The following is a 3164-nucleotide window of genomic DNA, read 5'->3' as shown; positions in this document are numbered from 1 at the left end:
ATTATGGAGATCGGCGACAGTTCGACGCCACTCGCCTTTGCTACACGAGCGAGCCGTTGACCGGCGATGTCGAGATAACAGGACACATCGTGGTCCATTTGAACATCACTTCGACCCGCGAGGACGGTAACTTTTTCGTCTATCTGGAAGCCGTGAAGCCCGACGGAGTGTCCTGTTATCTCACCGACGGCCAGCTTCGCGCCTTGCACCGAAAGGTGTGGACGGACTCACCATTCAGCGAGCTGGGAGCACAGCACAGCTACCTGAGACGCGACGCCGAACCGCTTATACCGGGCGAGGCCGCGATCCTGACCTTCACGTTGCATCCGATTTCCGCCCGTGTCCCGGCCGGCTACCGTCTGAGGGTGTGTCTCGCTGGTAGCGACACGACCACTTTTGCAAATGTTCCCGTCGACGGCGAGCCGCCCATCCTCCAATTTCATCGAGGCCCGGCCGGTTGCTACATCGACCTGCCGATTATCGAGCCTTGAGCAGAAGCCCATATTGTTGCAAACTACGGATCTGGGGCAAGGCCTTCGGCGTCCTGCCGCAACCGCCCTTTCGATCTCCGTCTTCATCAAGATTGAGGGATCAAGCTATCGCCTTCGACAGCAGCCGATCTCGTCCCGAGTACAAAAGCACACATCAACCCGCCGCCGCCGCCGAAAAACGCGATCAGCCGCGCAGTGAAACCCGACGATCAAGATCGCGGCTGATCACCGACCCCCCTGGGTTGTCAAATTAGTGAAAAATGGATGCCCTCCACCCTCCGCTAACGCGAGCCATACGTATTCGGCGAGCCTTGATCCGACCAAGCCTGATTTTGCCAGCAGCTGAATGATCCTTCGGTGTTAGGCCGAGCCATGCGGCAACGTGTCGGGCCGATCGAAAGGTCCCAGGCGCCGGCCACTTCATCACCAGGGGCGACGCACCGATCGGCCCGACACCGGGGGGTCTGCGCAAACCGCCGTCCGCACTTCGTGGCCCGATACCAGACCATCAATCTCGCCTCCAACTATTGTGCGTCGAACATGTTTTGGGTATAGATCAATCGCGAATGAGTAATAATATCACTCTCAGGCATTTGCGTGCGTTCGTCGCGATCGCAGAGCGGGGCGGGTATACCGCCGCAGCACAGTTTCTGAACATCTCGCAGTCGGCGTTAAGCCGAACAATTGTGGAGATTGAGGAGGAACTGGACACCCGCCTCTTCGAGCGCACCACAAGGCGGGTCGTTGTCACAGCATCCGGCGAACAGTTCCTGATGAACGCGCGCCGTGTCCTTGAGGAATTCGACAGCGCACTGTCACGGTTCCAGCTTTACCATAGCGGACTGAATGGGGTCGTGAGCCTGGCGGCACTATCGTCGGTCGCGTCCATCATACTGCCAACGGTAATTTCCGAATTCCGGAAAGCCAGGCCCAACGTTAGAATATCGGTAAAGGACGGTTTTGCGGAGGAGGTTGTTAATTGCGTATCTAACGGACAAGCCGATTTTGGCATCACTTCCTTTCCAAAGGCGAAAGGACGGCTGGTCTGCGAACGGATCGTGGCGGATAGACTGATCTGCATCTGCTCGAAATCTCACAGATTTGCGAACATGGAAACAGTGTCCTGGAACGACTTGGCTGGGGAAGACTTCGTCGCATTCGATCCCTTGAGCAGCATTCGCACTTGTGTGGATCGCGCTTTGCAAATTGCCGAAATTCAACTCGGGACCGTCACACAGGTTCGTGACGTCGGCGCGGTTGCGGGCCTCGTATCCGCCGATCTAGGCGTATCCGCAGTGCCCAGCCTTGTCCTGCCCATGATGCAGTTTTGTGAATTTGCCGAAAAAGAGTTGGTGGATCCGGTAGTCGAACGCGAGATCTATCTTATCCACGATCCACAGACACCTATGCCTCCGGCTGCCGGAATTCTCATGGAAATGTTACGGCAGGGAGGAATGCAGGGATTCAGAATTCCGACCGGAGCCAGATGGTTAGACAAGTCGCAACCTGATCCGACGAAAAAGAAATAGGAAACGAGCGAAAGCGCACCCACTATTGCAGATTTTAGAAGAGTCCAGACAGGCCTTGATCGCTGTCCGATGGATGGAGTGCTGAGGGTAGCACTGGGATGTTGACAGGAGCTCGTTGACGTCTAGTTTGCACTAAAGGCCGTGGTAGATCAGTCAACGATCGTTGCTTCGGTTGCGCTGCGCAGCTCGCTGTCAGTGATGCCGTCGGCAAGTTCAACGAGCTTTAAACCGCCTTCCACGACGTCGAGCACGCCAAGGTTGGTGATGATCCGATCGACCACGCCCTGGCCCGTCAGCGGCAGCGTGCAGGCTTTTAGGACCTTCGACTCCCCTGCCCTGTTGGTATGATCCATGACGACCACCACCCGCTTTACGCCGGCCACCAGATCCATTGCGCCACCCATGCCCTTGACCAGCTTGCCGGGGATCATCCAGTTGGCGAGGTCACCGCTCTCCGAAACTTCCATCGCGCCGAGGATAGCCATGGCGATCTTGCCGCCTCGGATCATTGCAAAGCTCTGCGCCGAGTCGAAGAAGGCCGAATGCGGCAGTGCCGTCACCGTTTGTTTGCCGGCATTGATGAGGTCCGCGTCGACCTCGTCTTCGGTCGGGAAGGGACCTATGCCAAGCAGGCCGTTCTCCGACTGCAGCGTCACGTGAACACCCTCGGGTATATGATTGGCGACCAGGGTCGGAATGCCTATCCCGAGATTGACGTAAGTGCCGTCTTCCAGTTCGCGCGCTGCCCGTGCCGCCATCTGGTTCCTGTCCCAAGCCATTCGTTTTTCCTGCTCTCAAGCTGCCGCGCGTGTCGTGCGCTTTTCGATGCGTTTCTCGTGCGCGCCCTGGACAAGCCGATTCACATAGATTCCCGGCAAGTGGATCTGATCGGGATCGAGGCTTCCGGCAGGTACGATTTCCTCAACCTCAGCCACACAAATCTTGCCGCAGGTTGCGGCCGGCGGGTTGAAGTTGCGTGCTGTCTTGCGGAAGACGAGATTGCCTGACGTGTCGGCCTTCCAGGCTTTGACGATCGACAGGTCCGCGACGATGCCGGTTTCAAGCACATAGGTCTCGCCGTTGAAGCTTTTGTGCTCCTTGCCCTCGGCGACCAAGGTGCCCACGCCGGTCTTGGTAAAGAAGC

4 protein-coding genes and 1 pseudogene are annotated in these 3164 nt (G+C 57.5%); 2 read left to right on the top strand and 3 right to left on the bottom strand.

Annotation, left to right across the window (positions count from 1 at the left end; translation table 11 throughout):
• Positions 1 to 491, top strand: a 491-nt coding sequence (locus tag EN749_RS33165; RefSeq protein WP_128364747.1) for a CocE/NonD family hydrolase, incomplete at its 5' end; no start/stop codon positions are given.
• A 319-nt stretch (positions 492 to 810) separates the two neighbouring features.
• Here the strand turns inward: EN749_RS33165 and EN749_RS33160 are convergent.
• Positions 811 to 1021 (bottom strand): annotated as a pseudogene (locus tag EN749_RS33160) (transposase); the annotation flags it as partial.
• 36 nt (positions 1022 to 1057) lie between these two features.
• Here EN749_RS33160 and EN749_RS33155 point away from each other — a divergent pair.
• Complete coding sequence (locus EN749_RS33155; RefSeq protein ID WP_128364746.1) at positions 1058 to 2020, top strand: LysR family transcriptional regulator; 963 nt, start codon at positions 1058 to 1060, stop codon at positions 2018 to 2020.
• Positions 2021 to 2169: 149 nt separating this feature from the next.
• Here EN749_RS33155 and EN749_RS33150 read toward each other — a convergent pair whose 3' ends face one another.
• Complete coding sequence (locus EN749_RS33150) at positions 2170 to 2799, bottom strand: 3-oxoacid CoA-transferase subunit B (protein ID WP_128364745.1); 630 nt, start codon at positions 2797 to 2799, stop codon at positions 2170 to 2172.
• Between the two features lie 15 nt (positions 2800 to 2814).
• On the bottom strand, positions 2815 to 3164 hold a 350-nt coding region (locus tag EN749_RS33145; RefSeq protein WP_145991114.1), incomplete at its 5' end, for a CoA-transferase.

Source organism: Mesorhizobium sp. M7A.F.Ca.ET.027.02.1.1, from assembly GCF_004022985.1.
Classification (GTDB): domain Bacteria; phylum Pseudomonadota; class Alphaproteobacteria; order Rhizobiales; family Rhizobiaceae; genus Mesorhizobium.
This window is presented reverse-complemented; position numbering and strand designations above follow the sequence as displayed.

What these genes read in the sequence shown, in the direction of transcription:
- EN749_RS33155 (WP_128364746.1), top strand. Translation starts at nt 1,058, where the DNA reads ATGAGTAATAATATCACTCTCAGGCATTTGCGTGCGTTCGTCGCGATC.
- EN749_RS33150 (WP_128364745.1), bottom strand. Translation starts at nt 2,799, where the DNA reads ATGGCTTGGGACAGGAACCAGATGGCGGCACGGGCAGCGCGCGAACTG.